Origin of the sequence: Vibrio clamense (genome assembly GCF_050337905.1) — a bacterium.
In the GTDB taxonomy this organism is placed as follows: Bacteria; Pseudomonadota; Gammaproteobacteria; order Enterobacterales; family Vibrionaceae; genus Vibrio; species Vibrio cortegadensis.
This window is the reverse complement of the sequence record NZ_JAKJTJ010000018.1, coordinates 1-16,700: the sequence shown is the minus strand read 5'-3', so window position 1 is coordinate 16,700 and position 16,700 is coordinate 1. Positions and strand designations below refer to the sequence as shown.

At 41.5% G+C, this 16,700-nt stretch carries 15 protein-coding genes; 9 read left to right on the top strand and 6 right to left on the bottom strand.

Features of this window, described 5'->3' with window-relative positions; all coding sequences use genetic code 11:
- Positions 1-71: 71 nt before the first annotated feature.
- Complete coding sequence (locus L4C39_RS00805) at positions 72-722, bottom strand: arylesterase (RefSeq protein WP_371712203.1); 651 nt, start codon at positions 720-722, stop codon at positions 72-74.
- Between L4C39_RS00805 and L4C39_RS00800 the strand changes: the two genes are divergently transcribed.
- The 3 genes from L4C39_RS00800 (at position 721) to L4C39_RS00790 (ending at position 5,625) form a co-directional block, all read left to right on the top strand.
- Positions 721-1,410, top strand: coding sequence for an ABC transporter ATP-binding protein (locus tag L4C39_RS00800; protein ID WP_113798057.1), 690 nt, complete (start codon positions 721-723; stop codon positions 1,408-1,410). The genes L4C39_RS00805 and L4C39_RS00800 overlap by 2 nt on opposite strands.
- Complete coding sequence (locus L4C39_RS00795; RefSeq protein WP_429743862.1) at positions 1,397-3,838, top strand: ABC transporter permease; 2,442 nt, start codon at positions 1,397-1,399, stop codon at positions 3,836-3,838. The genes L4C39_RS00800 and L4C39_RS00795 overlap by 14 nt, the downstream gene beginning before the upstream one ends.
- A gap of 326 nt (positions 3,839-4,164) precedes the next feature.
- Positions 4,165-5,625 carry an FAD-dependent oxidoreductase gene (locus L4C39_RS00790; protein ID WP_429743860.1) on the top strand — a complete coding sequence of 487 codons (1,461 nt, stop codon included), beginning with the start codon at positions 4,165-4,167 and terminating at the stop codon, positions 5,623-5,625.
- A gap of 104 nt (positions 5,626-5,729) precedes the next feature.
- Here L4C39_RS00790 and L4C39_RS00785 read toward each other — a convergent pair whose 3' ends face one another.
- Genes L4C39_RS00785 through L4C39_RS00775 form a run of 3 tightly spaced genes read right to left on the bottom strand, consistent with a single transcriptional unit; the run spans position 5,730 to position 8,142 of the window.
- Positions 5,730-6,659, bottom strand: coding sequence for a 5-oxoprolinase subunit C family protein (locus tag L4C39_RS00785; RefSeq protein ID WP_429743857.1), 930 nt, complete (start codon positions 6,657-6,659; stop codon positions 5,730-5,732).
- Entirely contained in the window at positions 6,656-7,369 is a 714-nt protein-coding gene (locus L4C39_RS00780) for a 5-oxoprolinase subunit B family protein (protein WP_429743855.1), read from the bottom strand. Before L4C39_RS00780 ends, L4C39_RS00785 begins: the two co-directional genes overlap by 4 nt.
- Before the next feature lie 11 nt (positions 7,370-7,380).
- Entirely contained in the window at positions 7,381-8,142 is a 762-nt protein-coding gene (locus L4C39_RS00775) for a 5-oxoprolinase subunit PxpA (protein WP_429744299.1), read from the bottom strand.
- A gap of 197 nt (positions 8,143-8,339) precedes the next feature.
- Between L4C39_RS00775 and galE the strand changes: the two genes are divergently transcribed.
- On the top strand, positions 8,340-9,353 hold the full coding sequence (galE, locus tag L4C39_RS00770; RefSeq protein ID WP_136995373.1) for a UDP-glucose 4-epimerase GalE: 1,014 nt from the start codon (positions 8,340-8,342) through the stop codon (positions 9,351-9,353).
- A 360-nt stretch (positions 9,354-9,713) separates the two neighbouring features.
- Complete coding sequence (locus L4C39_RS00765) at positions 9,714-10,601, top strand: LysR family transcriptional regulator (RefSeq protein ID WP_113798070.1); 888 nt, start codon at positions 9,714-9,716, stop codon at positions 10,599-10,601.
- Here L4C39_RS00765 and L4C39_RS00760 read toward each other — a convergent pair.
- On the bottom strand, positions 10,590-13,271 hold the full coding sequence (locus L4C39_RS00760) for a bifunctional acetate--CoA ligase family protein/GNAT family N-acetyltransferase (RefSeq protein ID WP_429743852.1): 2,682 nt from the start codon (positions 13,269-13,271) through the stop codon (positions 10,590-10,592). The genes L4C39_RS00765 and L4C39_RS00760 overlap by 12 nt on opposite strands.
- Positions 13,272-13,486: 215 nt before the next feature.
- Between L4C39_RS00760 and L4C39_RS00755 the strand changes: the two genes are divergently transcribed.
- From L4C39_RS00755 to yciH, 4 genes are all read left to right on the top strand, one after another.
- Positions 13,487-14,071: an SPOR domain-containing protein gene (locus L4C39_RS00755; RefSeq protein WP_017053222.1), complete on the top strand. Its 585-nt coding sequence runs from the start codon at positions 13,487-13,489 to the stop codon at positions 14,069-14,071.
- A gap of 182 nt (positions 14,072-14,253) precedes the next feature.
- Positions 14,254-15,252: a D-alanine--D-alanine ligase gene (locus tag L4C39_RS00750; RefSeq protein WP_429743850.1), complete on the top strand. Its 999-nt coding sequence runs from the start codon at positions 14,254-14,256 to the stop codon at positions 15,250-15,252.
- 246 nt (positions 15,253-15,498) lie between these two features.
- Positions 15,499-15,891, top strand: coding sequence for a DUF3319 domain-containing protein (locus L4C39_RS00745; RefSeq protein ID WP_017053224.1), 393 nt, complete (start codon positions 15,499-15,501; stop codon positions 15,889-15,891).
- 9 nt (positions 15,892-15,900) lie between these two features.
- Entirely contained in the window at positions 15,901-16,212 is a 312-nt protein-coding gene (gene yciH / locus L4C39_RS00740; protein WP_017053225.1) for a stress response translation initiation inhibitor YciH, read from the top strand.
- Positions 16,213-16,400: 188 nt separating this feature from the next.
- Here the strand turns inward: yciH and L4C39_RS00735 are convergent.
- A partial coding sequence (locus L4C39_RS00735; RefSeq protein ID WP_429743848.1) for a DUF3693 domain-containing protein occupies positions 16,401-16,700 on the bottom strand: 300 nt, incomplete at its 5' end.

Sequence of the window (16,700 nt, the reverse complement as noted above, 5' to 3'; positions counted from 1 at the left end):
AGCGTTTCCGACTCTATTTGTAGACTTTAAGCCGCGTTATGAATTCAGAATATCGTAAAGCTTTGTAAACTTTATTGAGCTAAACCAGTAAAATCTGGAATGTTAACTAATTCTTGCGCAACAAATCGAGCTATCCACGGCTGTGCGATCGGTTTCGGGTGAAGTCCGTCATTCATCATCCAAGAGGGTTGTTGAATCACATACTCAAGAAAAAATGGGAGTAGAGGGACGGATTGCTCTTCTGCTATTGCAGGGTAGATTTCGTAAAACGCTTTGCTATATCGCTTGCCATAGTTAGGTGGCACTTGAATCTGCATTAATGCAATATGAGCACCTGCATCTTTACTCATTTGAATCAATGATGTGAGGTTCTTTTTAATTAACTGAGGAGGAAATCCGCGTAAGCCGTCATTAGCGCCTAGCTCAATAATGACCCAGTTAGGTTTATGTTGATTAAGTAACTCAGGCAAGCGAGCTAACCCATTACCTGTTGTATCACCAGAGATACTGCCGTTAATCACAGTAACCGGTTGGTTGTTGATTAACGAAGCTTGCTTTTGTAACTCGTTTGGAAGAAGGCTAGGCCAACTATCTTCAATCGCCATTTGATAGCCCGCACTTAAGCTATCCCCAAGTACAAGAAGAGTGTTACTTTGTGAATTAGAAGCAACAGCATTACTAGAAAATAGAACAATTAAAAAAAAGGAAAATAGTCGAGTCATGCATACATCCATTATTAAAGCCGAGTCTGTGTCAAAACTAGTCTCTACTAATCAAGAGCATTTAACAATATTAGATGACGTTAACCTTGAAATCTTAAGTGGCGAGTCTGTTGCGATTGTTGGTACCTCAGGGGCCGGTAAGTCCACTCTTATGACCCTGCTTGCGGGGCTAGACACGCCCACAGCTGGTGAAATCCATTTACTCGGTAAACCTTTATCCACGTTAACCGATGAAGCGAGAGCCGCAATCAGAAGCGAATCGATTGGGTTTGTGTTTCAGAGCTTTTTGTTGATCCCTAGTCTAACTGCATTAGGCAATGTCACTCTACCTTGTCTGCTAAAAGGAGAAGAGGAAGATACTGAGCGAGCATTGGCGCTATTAGCATCTGTTGGCCTGTCTGAGCGTGTCGACCACTTGCCCTCTCAATTATCGGGAGGAGAGCAGCAACGTGTCGCTTTAGCTCGCGCCTTTATGATTAAACCTAAGATTCTGTTTGCCGATGAACCTACAGGTAATTTGGACCAGCAAACCGCAGCGAAAGTGATTGAGTTACTGTTTGAGTTGAATCAGCAGCACGGGACTACGCTAGTGCTAGTGACTCACGATCTAGAATTATCAAAACGATGTGATAGAACACTTCATATGAAAAATGGTGTCATTGAGGAGTTCAATCATGATCAAGGCTAAGGGAGCGAAGTTGAATCGTCGACTATTCTCTTGGAGTACTGAGGAAATCCGTCATGGTCAGTTGTGGCCGATCTCTATTGCACTAACACTAATCATTGCGTGTATTTTTGCATTATCAGCTCTAGCAGAAAGAATGGAACAGGTAATCGTGAAGCAGGGCAAAGATGCGTTGACCGCTGATAGCGTCTTTGTTTCTGCGAATCCAATTCCAGACGTCCTGATTGCACAGAGTCTAGTTGAAGGTCTTGAAACTTCCGAGCTTACTCGATTTGCCACCATGGCATTCAGTGATAATGGGATGCAACTGATCACCGTCAAAGCCGTGGAAAGTAATTATCCATTGCTTGGTGAGCTGATTTTGGGAAGCCAAGCGGATCAACAAAATAAGGTGAAGCAAGGAGAACTTTGGTTAGATGAAAGAATTTTTGCACAGTTAAACGTATCAATCGGTGACAATGTCACGGTTGGTGACGCGGATTTTTTAGTCAGTGGTCGAATCGTACAAGAACCTGGGCTCAGTTTTAACCCGTTCCAACAGATGCCTACGGCACTAATCAATATGGACGACATCGAAAAGACAGGGGCAATTCAACTCGGAAGCCGGGTTCAACACCGACTATTTCTAGCGGGTGACAGTGATGCTATTTCGCGAATTCAAGAGAGTATTGAATTGACGCCCAGTGATCGATGGCGTGACCAAAATACAACAAGTCGAACTAACGAAGTATTTAATAGAACAAAGCAGTATTTATCATTAACAGTTGCGATTGTGATTATCATGGCCGCGACAACGCTGGTACTAACTTGTCAGCATTACGTTGCCAGTCGTAGACAAACTATTGCGATGTTAAAAAGCATTGGGGCAAGTCAAGGGTGGATCGCTCGTTGGCTCATTATCCAAGTTATTCTGTTATTAGTGATTGGCGTTGTTTTAGGATTAGCGATTGGTGTTGGCCTTGAAATGCTTCTTAGGATCCCACTCTCTGATCTACTGCCGACACCACTTCCAGAGTATGGCTACAAACCTGCATTGATCTCTGTGTTAGCAAGTGTTGCGATTGGCGTGCCTGCTCTTGGTATTCCGCTTCTCGGCTTGCTTAATACTTCCGCAATGAATGTTATGCAGCCTGATAATCAAGCCACAACAGATTATAAGCACTGGTTGTTGTTACTGGTTCCGGTTGTCCCTATGATCTTTGCTTATGGCTCCAATTCTCTGGTTTGGATTGTTATTAGTGGCATCTTTGCATTGTTTATCGTCCTTGCGCTGCTTAGCATCGGAATAACAAAGACGATGGTGAAATTACCGTTATCGACATCAATGAAGTTAGCGTTAAGCCGCATCAACCGCTCTTCAACCGCCAGTGGACTTCAGTTTGGAGCACTTGCGCTGTCACTTATGCTTTTGTCAGTAATTTGGTTGGTTCGAACGGATCTACTTGCCGATTGGCAACAGACATTACCTGCAGATGCGCCGAATGCCTTCGCCCTAAACATTGCGCCATATGAGAAAGAGGCTTATCTTGCGGCACTTGATGAGCAACATATTGATCGCTCTCAAGCCTTTCCCATCATTCGGGGCAGACTTTCAGAAGTTAATGCAAAACCAGCGAAAAGCCAAAATGAAAACGAAGAAGAGACGGATGTTCTCAGCCGAGAATTGAACTTTACTTGGGGAGATCAATTACCCGATTATAACGACGTGATTGCAGGAGAATGGACGTTAACCAAAGGTGTTTCTGTCGAGTCTGAAGTGGCTGAAGATTTAGGCATACAGCTCGGTGACGAGCTTACTTTCGTCATAAATAGTCAGACGGTTATCGCGACAGTTAACTCTATTCGTGCGGTTGAGTGGCGAGTGATGAAGCCGAATTTCTATTTCATTTTCACTCCAGATCTTCTGCAATCTATTCCATCAACCTGGTTAGTCAGTTTTCGAGCAGAAGAGAGTGATCAGGCTCTGTTACAGCAACTATCTAGAGAGCATCCAACCGTGAGCCTTATGGATATAAGAATGATGGGAGAAAAGATACAGTCGCTTCTTACTCAAATCATCTGGTCCATTACCGTACTTGCTGGTTTAGGGGTGATTGCAGGCCTATTGTTAATATTTACTTTATTAAGGCTGAGCTTGTCTCAAAGACAGCAGGAAATCCGCTTGTATAGAACCTTAGGAGCGAGTAAGAAACGTATCACTCAAACTATTTGGAGTGAATATGGTTTGATGGCGCTCGTTGCAGGTCTCGTTGCCAGTTTGGGGGCTGAGTTGAGTGTGGCTAGTTTAATGAATTATGGATTTGAGCTGACACCTAAATTTCATCCATTATTGTGGATAGTTTTACCAGTTATCACTTTTATTACCCTTGCTGTGGTGGTTAATTCTCTTATTAAGCGCTTGTTAACCCCCGTAAATAAAGGGATCAGCTAACATTAATGAATAAGTTATCCCAGTTATCCACAAAAACGGTGGATAACATTTGGGATAACTTGAATTTGTAAATCTATCAATCCTCGCTAAGCCTCAATCTACAAGAGTTACACTCAATTTGCTTTCATTTATGGACTGAATTAATTAGGCTGGATAAATGAGTCAAGAAGAAATTTTAGTATTTTTGTTCTAGTAAATAATAATGAGAAACTAATCCCTTAATCAAAATGTGTTTTTATTCTTCTCGTTTACTCAGTAGAATACGCACTGCTCATAATCTGGTTGATTTTTACTGACCACAGCCTATAAATCATATAGTTAAGCTCATGATATTGAATACTAAGATTCACCCTAAGCGTAAAATTGCAATCATTGGCGGTGGAATTGCCGGCTCTACAGCAGCAATCCATTTGTCTGAGATGGGATTAGATGTCACTTTACTAGAGAAAGGCCCAAGCTTAGTGAATGGCCCACCAATATGTCACTTACATGCGGGTGGCAATTTGTATCGTGAGATATCTGAACAGCAGTGCCTTGAGTTACTTCGTCAATCAATTGAAACGGTTCGTCTTTATCCGCATTCGCTGAATATCCGACCAACCGTCATTGCAGTTCCTCATTCTGATGGTGGCGACCCGAATGAACTCCTGCCACGTTTGAAAAGTGTTGCAAATGCGTACCAATCACTCGTCGAGGAGAGTATTGATAATCAGGTTCTTGGCGATCCGAAAGATTATTATAAGCTTTACTCATTGTCGGATTTGCAAGAATTAGCCCTAAAAACCCAACCTAAACAGCCCCGATCGATCGATGACTGGGTCATTCCTTTCGCTCAATATACAGATTTAAGCGCTCTAAAGTATCCAGTTGTCGCGGTTCAAGAGTTTGGAATGAGTGTATTTCGTCTATCAGCAACAGCAAACATTGCACTAGAAAGAAACCCTAATTGCACTGTGATGACAGAAACGTCGCTGACTAACGCTCAATGGAACCAAGACCATTGGACGCTCTCTTATGAGCAAGTATCTGGTCACACTTCTACTTTTGAAGCGGATTTTCTGATCAATGCGAGCGGTTTTGAAACTGGAAAAATTGACGACTATTTAGGAAAGCAAAGAGATCGGTTAGTTGAATTCAAAGCAGCCTACGTAACTCATTGGCCAGATTGCAGTGATGAATGGCCAGAGGTTATATTCCACGGGCCAAGAGGTACACCACAGGGCATGGCCCAATTAACACCTTATGCTGATGGGTATTTCCAATTGCATGGTATGACAGAAGGGATCACTCTGTTTGAGGATGGGCTTGTGACCTCCGACTCATCATCATCTCAACCTCAACTACCAAAGCGTTTACTTAAAAAGATCAATTCCGGTTGGTCTAACGAGGTTATTCATCAGCGCTCTACAAGTGCGATAGAGCATATGAGTCAGTTTATACCTTCATATATGAGCTCAACGGTAGCTGGAAAACCGTTATTCGGAGCTCAACAAATTCCGGGAAGTGATCCGAGTTTACGTGCGGCGGACGTTTCGTTTGAAGGTGAAAGGTATGCCAGAATCGAGGTCGTAAAAGCGTCTTCAGCACTTGAAGCAGCACGTAAAATTTCGACATTCTGGTTTGATTCATTAGGATTTGAAGGCGATGAAACTTCATCATCCAGTTACCCTGTCACTTGTGATTTATCTCGCCATGAGGTTGAAGAGAGGGCTCTGCAACTTGCAAAGGAACGTCATTACCCACAATCTTTAGCGAAAATATCAGGGGTTCAATCCCAAAATAGTTAAATATAATCAAATGGATAGTAAGCCATTTGCCTTTCTATCCATTATCTTAACTTGAAACTCTTTCAAGAGTGCTAATGGTAGTGACCCATTCGTTTCATTGTTTCTTAGTATCCAAAGAAATTTGCCCACTGACACCATACATCCTGTAATCCAAGCCGATCACCACGAGTAAATTGAACTTGTTGTCCCGGTTTCGCTTGTGCCAGTCGGGGTAAGTCAATTCTTGCGACACAGCCTAGTTTCGGGTAGCCACCAATCGTTTGTCTATCATTAAGTAAGATTATTGGCTGTCCATCGCTTGGAACTTGAACCGCCCCGAGAGCGATCCCTTCTGATAGTATTCCATTGTAAGGTGTAGATATCATCGTTCCAGATAATCGATAACCCATGCGATCTGAGTTTTGATCCACCGTAAACTTATTCGAATAAAAACTATGCTTCGCTTCAGCCGAAAAGTCATCACATTGGTAACCTTCAATGACTCGTAAATTTAAGGGTAAGTTGTAGTCTGGTTTGAATCGAAATGTGAGGCTAACGGGCTTAAAATTTTTGACTTCATGAAGATGAAAATGCAATTCATCGTCAGAGCAAAGGGGCAAACCATCAGAATGGACACCTCCGAGTTTATCCCTCACAACGGTAGAGCAACTGCCTAATTGAACTGGGGTAATGAATCCTCCTTTGATGGCCAGATAACTTCTCAGTCCATTGATTGGAAGCCCAAAAGTGAGCATTTGTCCTTTGTAAGCCGCAAAACTACTCCAATTATCAATCGCCACTCCATCAAGCTTTGCTTGGAGATCACCACCACAAATAGCAAGAAGGCAGTCATTTTGAACCTGAAACTCAGCCTGACCGAGAGTAATTTCTAGGGTGGCTAAATTGACAGTATTTCCCAATAAATAATTTGCCCAGCTATACGCATAGTCATCAACAGGGCCACCTTGTGTGATGCCGTGTTGTGATAGGCCAAAGCGCCCGAAGTCTTGAATTAAGCTAAGCTGGCCTGGTTTATTGATTTTTATCGTGTTCATTGTTTGTCAGCCTCTTTAATCACACCGCCTAATGATAAGAATGTCGATTCATCAATGGATTCAAATTTAACGCTATCACCGATATTAAATGGGCAAATTTCAGCTGAGTCTGGGCGGTATAATTCAAGTGGGCAATTGCCAATGATATTCCATCCACCAGGAGAATGATTTGGATACACCGCGGTCTGTCTATCAGCAATACCAACACTGCCTTTTTGAACATACACGCGTGGCGTTTCTAACCTTGGTAGCTTTAATTTCTCATTTAGCCCAGACAAAAAAGCAAAGCTAGGAGCGAAGCCTATGGCGCTAACCGAATAGACTTCAGAGGTATGTAGCTCAATCAGAGTTTCAAGAGTGATTCCAATACTTTCGTATCGGTTGATGTCAGGGCCAACTCTATGTGAATAGTAGGTCGGAAGGGTGATGGTTTTGGGGCTAAGTTTTGAGGGTTGATGTTCATCTGTGTTTAACATCAACTCGTGTAACTGAGCGATGATTTGAGATTCTGAAATTCGGTAAGGTAGATAATCAACTAAAATGGAACAGTACGATGGGGTAACGTTCATTATCGACGTTTGAAACTGATAACGAATTAAATTCGCGGTGTAACCAACCAGCGCGAGTGATTGGGCCGTTATGGGTAATTCAAATCGCAGCATAACACTGCATTCAGCAACGGGGTTGATGGTATAGGAATCAGGTCGCAAATCACTCCTCCTTACGTTTGTGTGAGTGCTTGGCTTAATCTTTGAATCAGTGCAATGGACGTGGGATTATCTCCATGCACACAGAGCGTATCTACTTCTAATTGTAATGTTTCGCCACTCAATGTGGTTACGCTACCGTAATTGGATAACTGCATCGCTTGGTTAAAAATATCATCCGCATTATGATAAACCGCACCTGTTTGATTTCTTGGTACAAGTGAGCCGTTCGTTTGATATGCGCGATCCGCGAAAGCTTCGAAAAGCAGTGGAACATCGTATTTATCTGCAATATCGAGATAAATTTGATTGTTTGGTGTCGCAAGCGTCATAAGGGGTAAACCAAAAAGAGAAACGGCTTCTACAATCGCTTCAAATATCGCCTTGTCTGCGATCATATCGTTATAAAGAGCGCCATGGGGTTTTACGTATTTTATCTTCGCACTTTTAAGCTTTGCGATACCGAGTAACGCGCCCACTTGATAAGCCACCAATTCGGTAATTTGCGCGCACGTGTGGGGGATGGAACGTCGGCCAAACCCTTGCAAATCGTAGTAAGCGGGATGAGCACCAACATCAACGTGGTAGTGTTTTGCTAACGCGATGGTTTTTGCCATTACTTGGGGATCTGAAGCATGAAATCCACAAGCAATATTGGCCATATCAACCCAAGGCATGATTTGTTCATCAGCCCCCATTGTCCAATGTCCGTAGCTTTCACCCATGTCACAATTTAACGTTATCTTTGGTCTATTCAAGGAGATTAACACTCGCATTTTCACAGTTGATTCACGTTGCTCTATTTGGATTTTGTTGTCTGTGATCCCCTTCATTTTTATTAACAAAACAACCAATTAAAGTGATCGCTCATATTTAAGAAAAATGCCACATTTAAAAACTGTAAAGCTGAGATAGTGTAAATATCTGAGAGAGTTAGGTACACTAATCGCAAATAGACAGTTGGTATTTAATAATGAAAATATTAGTAACAGGCGGAATGGGTTACATCGGTAGTCATACCTGTATCCAAATGCTAGAAGCTGGAATGACCCCCGTCATATTTGATAACCTTTATAATAGCAAACAGAGCGTTCTAGAGCGTATCGAGAAAGTATCGGGCGTTCGTCCTAAATTCATTCAAGGCGATATTCGAGATAAAGCACTGCTTATTGATGTGTTGAAAGAGAATGAGATACAAGGCGTAATCCACTTTGCAGGCCTTAAGGCTGTTGGCGAATCAGTGCAAAAACCACTGGAATACTACGACAACAATGTAAATGGAACTCTAGTCCTTGTTGACGCGATGCGTGAAGCCGATGTTAAAACGATAATCTTCAGCTCATCGGCTACTGTTTATGGTGATCCTGCATCTGTGCCGATTACCGAAGATTTCCCAACCAGTGCAACTAACCCATACGGTCGAAGCAAACTGATGGTTGAAGAGTGTTTGGCTGACTTCCAGAAAGTAAACCCAGATTGGAGCATCACGCTATTACGTTATTTTAATCCTGTTGGTTCGCACCCATCAGGTGAGTTAGGCGAAGATCCGCAAGGCATTCCAAATAACCTAATGCCATTTGTTTCTCAAGTTGCTGTCGGCCGACGTGAATTCCTCTCTATTTTCGGAGGAGACTACCCAACGAAAGATGGCACAGGGGTTCGTGATTACATTCATGTCATGGATCTTGCTGATGGGCATATTGCGGCACTGCAGAAAAAGGCAAATCAGCCTGATTTGCATATCTATAATCTTGGAACTGGCAATGGTTCTAGTGTATTGGATATGGTCTCTGCTTTTGAAAAGGCGTCAGGCAAGAAGGTTCCTTATAAACTTGTCGAAAGGCGAGCTGGGGATATTGCAGAATGTTGGGCAGATCCAAGCAAAGCGATAACCGAGTTAGACTGGAATGCTAGTCGTACTTTAGATCAAATGACCGCAGATACTTGGAATTGGCAGTCTAAGAACCCTGATGGTTTCCCTGATTAATTTCATTTTTTCTAGACAACTAAAGGCACATGATTGTGCCTTTATTGATCCAAATCGTTTAAATAGAGAAGAAGATGGTTAAAAACTATCATATTTCACAATTAATGTTACAATTGTTAAGTATCTTATTTTTTATCATGAATTTTGTTTTGATTGGGGAATCGTCATGGAACTTGGTTTAATCGTCGTTTTTATTATTGCAGCCGCTGTAATGGTAAAAAAAGAGATGGCGAATAAATAATACAATTTCATTCAACTTATTCTTTTATTTACATTTTTAGAATGAAATAATAAAAAAGTCAGCTTATGCTGGCTTTTTTATTTTTGTCTTACATATCTCTAATTTATCTGGGAGACTCAATGCAAAGTCCAATTACACTAGAAGCATTACACATACTTGATGCGATTGAACGCAGAGGCAGTTTTGCGGCTGCAGCGAATGAGCTTGATAGAGCACCATCCTCATTGAGTTACCAGATACAGAAATTAGAACAAGATTTAGACATCATGATTTTCGATCGCTCTGGTCATAAAGCGGCGTTCACCGATGCTGGTAGCCTGATCTTAGAGAGAGGTCGTCAGATTTTATCGGCTACTGAGAAGCTAGTGAGTGATGCGACTATCTTGGCCAACGGATGGGAGCTCGATATCACTATTGCGTTTGACGGCATCATCCCTGTTTCAAATTTCTTTAAATTGGTTGATGAGCTAGGGAAAATCAGCAAGACCCGCATTCGCTTACAAGAAGAGATCTTAGCGGGATGCTGGGAGTCTTTAGTCACTGATCGTGCAGACTTGTTAATTTGTCCTAGGCTTGCAACTATCCCGCAAGAGATGAAAACGGAAGACATTGGTAAAATGGAAATGATGTGGGTTGCAGCTACTGATCACTATATTCACAAACGCAAAGGTGAGTTTGATCAGGCTGCGCGAGAAAAATATCGAGTGATCGCCATTGCCGATACAGCAAGAGATCAACCGGCAATCAGTGTGAATATTTTAGAGAAGCAACCTCGGTTGACTGTTACCAATTTCCAAGCAAAACTTGATGCTTTAATTACAGGATTAGGCATCGGAACTCTTCCGGTTCAAGTTGCACAACCACTGATTGAAAATGGTCAATTAAAACAAATCGAGGGTAGTGAAACTCGCGAGATCGACCTAGTTCTGGCATGGAAACGCAGTAATATTGGTGAAGCTAAATCGTGGTGCATTCAATATCTTAAAAGAAATTGGTCACTTGTTTAGCACCAAAACCATATCAGCCGTCCCATCTTCAAAATGTACATCTAGCTCAAATCCTAGTTTTTGAGCTAGCATCAACATGCCTCTATTTGTAGGCATCGTCATTCCTGATATTTGGCCAGTCCCTTTAGATTCACAGTAGGTAATGATCTTTGTCATTAATAACTTACCTAGACCGATCCCTTTAAGATCTGAACGGATCAAAATAGCAAATTCAGCATCAGTATTATCTGGATTAATTAAGGCTCTAGAGACGCCGATGATCTTTGGATCACTTGAAAAGTTTTCTACAGCGACAAATGCCATCTCACGGTCATAATCTATCTGTGTAAAGTTTGCTAAAGCTTCGTGGTTGAACTCGCCAACATCACTAAAAAATCGCTTATACAGATCTTCTTTCGATACATTTTTAATAAAATCGGCATGAAGGGGCTCGTCTTCAGGCAGAATTGGCCTTAATAAAATACATCGATCGTCTTTAGTTAAAATGATTTCTTCAGATTCAATAGGGTAAGGTCGAATGGCTAAACGTTGCTGTGCATCACCAACATATGGTTTCAACGACAAGTCAGCATCCAGGATCACAAACTCATCCCCATTAGCTAATAGTGGATGTATGTCCAGTTGATGGATCTCAGGGCAATCCACAATCATTTGAGAAATCCTAACGAGGAACTCTGAGAGCCCATCGATGTTAATTGGTTCAGGTAATTTTTGTAGACGAATATTGCCTTCTTTGATCGCTCGGACGATGAGATAACGCGCCAGGGTCATGTTCAAAGGAGGAAGCGCAGCCGCAGCATCAATTGATTCGTCCCACTCTGATCCCCCTTGTCCAAGTAAGATGACAGGGCCAAAAATGGGGTCAGTTTTAACCTTAATCCTCAGTTCTTGCCCGCCGGCTAATTTTGCCATCCCTTGGATAAGAAGGCCGTGTATATTGGCTGTAGGATAGGAGAGTTGAGTACGATCCAATATAGCTTGTGCAGCATTTGCTACTTCTGTGCTGTTTCTTAAACTCAGTACCACGCCTTGAACATCTGATTTATGTGCAATATCAGGAGAGCGCAGTTTGACCGCTACAGGGTAACCGATTTTCTCTGCGATATGGACAGATTCAATCGGATCTGAAGCAATCCAAGTTGGCAGGGTGGATAAGCCATAATGGTTGAGTAAGGGGCTGATCTGATGAGTATCCAAAGAATCGTTACTCTGCAGCAGTTGATCACCGATCCAACGACGAGCTAGTTCAACTTCACTCAAATCAACATGTTCCGCTGTGGTTGGGGTTTCCATTAATTGCTTTTGGTTTCGTCGGTATTCGACTAAATGCATAAATGCCACGACGGAACTTTCAGGGGTTCTATAGGTTGGTATTCCGGCCTGAGTGAACAACTGCCTTGCGGGTTTAGCGGTTTGTTCGCCAGTCCAATTGGTCAATATATTGAACCGTTTGTGACGTGGATGAGCTTTAATTGCGTCAATGATGGCTTGAGCTGTCTCCGTTGAATGAGCAACTGCTGAGGGGCTATGCATAATAAGAATCGCGTCAATATCATCGCTATCGAGCAGAGTATTTAACGTATTAACATAGCGAGTTTTATCCGCATCCCCCATCATGTCTATTGGATTGTTTTTGGACCAGCTATATGGCAATAGACCATCAAGCGTTGATATTGTTTGCTCATTTAAAGTCGCTAACTTTCCGCCTCGGTTGAATAAGGTATCAACAGCCATAATGGCAGGGCCACCACCATTGGTCATTACCGCCAAACGTTCGCCACGTAATGGTACGGCATGAGTTAAGGTTTCAACTGCAGCAAACAATTCATGAGTATTCTTTACTCGTAGCATGCCTGTTCTTCTTATCGCTGAGTCATAAATGATGTCTAACGTATCATCCCCACCAGTATGAGCTTTTGCTGCAATTTTACCGGCACTCGTGGTACCCGCTTTGAGAACTAGAATTCGTTTATTCCTTGATGCAGCACGAGCTGCTGACATAAATCTTCGTGCATCTTTAATTGTATCGACATAGAGCAAAATAGCCTCGGTATGGCTATCAACACTTAAGTTATCGAGAAGCTCGGCGAAATCGATATCAACGCCATTACCAATAGAGATAAAGGCAGAAAAACCAATCTGCTTATCATTTGCCCAATCAAGAATGGTTGTGCATACCGCCGCAGATTGGGAAACAAAAGCGATTTTGCCTCTAAGAGCGGTGACAGGGGAAAAGGAACAATTGAAATTTATCCAAGGAAGAATCAACCCTAAACTGTTAGGACCAAGCAGTCGAATATTATTTTCCTTCGCAATAGTTGAACACTCATCACTTATTGTTTGGCCACTACTGCCAATGAGGTGCATATCCGAAGAAAGTACTATCACAACAGGAATTTTTTTATTCGCTAATTCGGTGAATAACTGAGTGTTACGTGTGGCATGAGTACACAAAATGGCAATATCAGGCACGATAGGAAGGGATGGAATATCTTTATAAGCAAGAACCCCACAAACCGACTTAAATTTCGGAGAGACGGGCATGATGGCGCCTTCAAACCCACCTTGCAGTAGATTTTTCATCACAATAGAGCCCGCTCTAAATGGTTTTTGCGAAGCGCCGATGACCGCAACCGATTTTGGCTTTAGCATTTGATTGAGATTGTTCATATCAAACTCCATGTGATGAAATGTTCTAATCTTAGCCTATGCAAGAGAGCAAAAAGACAGCAGTTGGCAGGGCTGTGATCAATAACAGCACATCATCCGCTGAGTTTGTGTAATACGTCACACAGTAATGGTATATAATGTCACTGTGAACTTGATTCTATGGGCCGCTATCGGCATGATTTATAGTAATTTCTCATTAAGGCTTAGATTATTCCATGAAAAAAATTGCGATTGTTAGCTTATCAATGCTCTTAGCTGCATGTGTTTCTGAAAACTATGTAACAGACGTAACTTCAGACAGTTACCGCGAAGAGTATAAAACTGCTGAAGTGATGCCTCCGGTGGTATCTCAAGGTGTTCCTGCGATGAGTGTTACTGAAGAAAATGTGGATAAGAACGTTGTCAAAATGTCTCCAGCATCTAATGCCGAGATGAACGTTGTTCAGCAAACTCCAGTTAAGCAGCAAGCGTCTGTAATCATCACACCTCCGACGAAAAAGCAGGCAATGATGAATCCAAGGTTTGGTTATACCATTCAAGTGGTTGCAGTTGGAAGTCAGTCAAAAGTGGACCAGTTTTCAAGTAAGTTGCCTAGAAGTAATCAGCCAATTTGGGAAAACTATAAAGTTGTTAATGGAACAAAATGGTACACCGTACTATACGGTGACTACGCGACAAAACTTGATGCTAAAACAGCAATCCAGTCGCTGCCAACCGAATTCAAACAGCTTAAGCCTTTCGTTAAGAGTATCGACGCAATCAAAAACTCTGAATTCCCAACTTTAAACAAGTTGAATTAACAGAGACAAATAAAAAGGGCCGAGAGGTCCTTTTTTAATATCCCATACCAATATAACGAATATGCTTAGCCGTTAACCAAACGATTCCTGTTACAGTGATTTGTGGACAAAACACTGTAAATTTAAGAGCTAAGCATTATTATGGACTCAATAGAATAACGTGACATCTCGGACAGATTTACATGACTAGTACAAACATCCTTTTATTATGTGGCGGAGGCTCTTCTGAGCATGAAGTCTCGCTTGTTTCAGCTAACTATCTAAAACAAGAGTTAGAAAGCGTTTCTGATTTCAATGTGACCCATGTTGAAATAACAGATGACGGCTGGATAGAGAAGAGTGGCGACAGAGTTCATTTAGATTTACATACTGGCGAATTATGCTCAGAAAGTACAAAGACTAAAATAGATTTCATTGTACCTTGTATCCACGGTTTCCCTGGTGAAACGGGTGACATCCAGTCGATGTTTGAATTGTCTGGGATCCCATACTTAGGTTGCGGACCTGAAGCAAGCAGCAATAGCTTTAATAAGATCACCTCAAAGCTTTGGTATGATGCATTAGGCATCAAAAATACGCCATATCTTTTCTTATCAGCAAATAATGATGAGAGCCTTCGTAAAGCCACTTTAGCTTTCGAAAAGTGGGGCAAAGTCTTTGTAAAAGCTGCAAGACAGGGATCATCTGTTGGTTGTTACAGTGTGACTAAAATTGACGAGTTGCTTCCTGCAATCAGCAATGCATTTAATTATTCAGAGCAGGTGTTGATTGAAATGTCGGTCACACCACGTGAGCTTGAAGTTGCCGCCTATGAGATGGATGGAAAAATTTATATTTCTAAGCCCGGTGAAGTTATCGCTCCAAATGGCGAGTTCTATACCTACGAAGAAAAATACAGTTCTGATAGCCACTCCGTTACTGAAATCGAAGCATCGAATTTATCAGAGTCTCAAATAGCTGAGATTCAACAAAGTGCTCTACGCGTATTTACACAGATGAAATTGCGTCATTTGTCACGGATTGATTTTTTCTTAACCTCTGCTAATGAAATCTATCTAAATGAAGTCAATACATTCCCTGGAATGACGCCTATATCAATGTTCCCCAAGATGGTTGAACATAATGGGCACACATTTAAAAGTTTCCTAGAATCATGCGTTAGAAACAGTTTAGCCAACTAAATCTGCCGTAGAATATGTTCGCGTCAAGAAGAGGCGAGCATGAATAGCTTAAGTAAAATGCATTGTTTGGAATCGCTCTAATAAGTACAAAGTATAGTGTATTGTCATCAAATCGCCACTACCAGTTACCCTGTAACATAAAGTCGATCGTCATGACAAATATTGAATATAATTATACTAATTACTTGATAACTCATAATTAGCAATTATTATTATTTTAATAATGACTATAAAAGATTGAATTTAATGGCTATTACAAATTACAAAGGCTTCAACATACAGTCTGCAAATAACTCTAGTAACGTGTGGCAAGTTAAGATTAAAAACCACGTTCTAACGGGCAGCTTAGTGGCGGTTAAAAAGAGTGTTGATTGGTGGTGTGACACCGCTTCAATTATTGACCCAAAGGAATTTGCTTCAATAGGGCAAAATCATTCAGAGGCTGTTGCTCCAGGTCAAAGTGAAAACTTCAATGGTTATCTGCTGAAGAACGATTCAGGCGAGGCGAATGCTTGGTACTGTATGTTCAATAACCGTCTAATCAAAGGCTCGAAAATCGCAATTCAAAAACATATTGAAGCTTATCTGATTGCAAAGCAGAAAGCTCAACAGCAACAAACAACAGGTCAACGGAAATAAAAGAAAATCATGAGTTTAGTATATTCAACTGATATTGGTCGTATCAAACAGGAAGAAACAAAAGCTGAGCGCCCTAAAGGTGATGGCATTGTACGTATACAGCGTCAAACCAAAGGTCGTAAAGGCAAAGGTGTTTGTATTATTTCAGGCTTGGATCTGGACGATGCGCCATTAAAGCTTTTAGCTGCAGAATTAAAGAAAGTATGTGGCTGTGGCGGTTCTGTGAAAGACGGTACGATTGAGATCCAAGGCGACGCACGTGACAAAATCAAAGCGCACCTTGAGAAAAAAGGCCATACAGTTAAATTGGCCGGTGGCTAATGGTTGAAACCTAATAGCTATATTCAAAATCGAAGATTAAGATATATAGTTATTAGGTATTTTATGGTAAATAGCGTTATTGTTAAATAAGAAACCGTTCATACGTTCATAACACCAGATGGAAAGGTGAGTTGTGATAGCTCAAATAGATGTAGAAGGAAGTTAGTTTAGCTAGCTAAATATTATATTTAACATAACGCACATAATACGCACCGAGATAGCGGAGAAGATTCGGCCTCAAACGCTGCTAAACTTAGTACCAATGTCCCACAAGCCATTGAAATTCCAGACAATCCAAGACCATTATACTTTTTTGCTATGCTTTCCCACATGCCCTTAATCGTCGGGTTTTCATTGCGGTCTGCGTGACATCCTAACAATGCCAATTCTGGATCTATTCCTGCACCTTCAGCTAAAAAAATTGCTTCTTCATCAGTAAGTTGGCGAACACCTTTTCTAATTTTACTAATCTTATTAGCCTGTAACGC

Coding starts and splice junctions, on each gene's coding strand:
- L4C39_RS00785 (WP_429743857.1), bottom strand. CDS start 6,659: ATGAACACGATAAAAATCAATAAACCAGGCCAGCTTAGCTTAATTCAA.
- L4C39_RS00800 (WP_113798057.1), top strand. CDS start 721: ATGCATACATCCATTATTAAAGCCGAGTCTGTGTCAAAACTAGTCTCT.
- yciH (WP_017053225.1), top strand. CDS start 15,901: ATGAGTTTAGTATATTCAACTGATATTGGTCGTATCAAACAGGAAGAA.
- L4C39_RS00760 (WP_429743852.1), bottom strand. CDS start 13,271: ATGAACAATCTCAATCAAATGCTAAAGCCAAAATCGGTTGCGGTCATC.
- L4C39_RS00755 (WP_017053222.1), top strand. CDS start 13,487: ATGAAAAAAATTGCGATTGTTAGCTTATCAATGCTCTTAGCTGCATGT.
- L4C39_RS00790 (WP_429743860.1), top strand. CDS start 4,165: ATGATATTGAATACTAAGATTCACCCTAAGCGTAAAATTGCAATCATT.
- galE (WP_136995373.1), top strand. CDS start 8,340: ATGAAAATATTAGTAACAGGCGGAATGGGTTACATCGGTAGTCATACC.
- L4C39_RS00805 (WP_371712203.1), bottom strand. CDS start 722: ATGACTCGACTATTTTCCTTTTTTTTAATTGTTCTATTTTCTAGTAAT.
- L4C39_RS00765 (WP_113798070.1), top strand. CDS start 9,714: ATGCAAAGTCCAATTACACTAGAAGCATTACACATACTTGATGCGATT.
- L4C39_RS00775 (WP_429744299.1), bottom strand. CDS start 8,142: ATGCGAGTGTTAATCTCCTTGAATAGACCAAAGATAACGTTAAATTGT.
- L4C39_RS00745 (WP_017053224.1), top strand. CDS start 15,499: ATGGCTATTACAAATTACAAAGGCTTCAACATACAGTCTGCAAATAAC.
- L4C39_RS00795 (WP_429743862.1), top strand. CDS start 1,397: ATGATCAAGGCTAAGGGAGCGAAGTTGAATCGTCGACTATTCTCTTGG.
- L4C39_RS00750 (WP_429743850.1), top strand. CDS start 14,254: ATGACTAGTACAAACATCCTTTTATTATGTGGCGGAGGCTCTTCTGAG.